This is a genomic window from Methylobacterium sp. D48H (assembly GCF_053345715.1).
Genome location: NZ_JBKFAP010000177.1, coordinates 1 through 296, shown reverse-complemented (window position 1 = coordinate 296; position 296 = coordinate 1). Strand labels below are relative to the sequence as shown.

The 296-nt window shown below is 72.0% G+C and carries 1 protein-coding gene; it reads left to right on the top strand.

The genetic code is table 11. The features are described from left to right. Positions 1 to 296, top strand: a 296-nt coding sequence (locus ACLBX8_RS32025) for a molybdopterin cofactor-binding domain-containing protein (protein ID WP_447716453.1), incomplete at both ends; no start/stop codon positions are given.

Sequence of the window (296 nt, the reverse complement as noted above, 5' to 3'; positions counted from 1 at the left end):
CTGACGGTCGGCAACTCCACCGGCGACATCGGCACCGGCACCTACACGTTCCTGGCGCAGATCGCGGCCGACACGCTGGGCCTGCCGATGGACGCGATCACCACCAAGCTCGGCGACACCCGCCTTCCGGAGGCCCCGGTCGCCGGCGGCTCGTGGACGGCCCCCTCCTCGGGCACCGCCGTGATGAAGGCCTGCCGCAACGTCGGCGCGCAGGTGTTCAAGCTCGCCCGCGCCATGGAGAACTCGCCGCTGGCCAACGTCGACTTCGACCGCGCCGTGTTCGCGGTCGGCCGCAT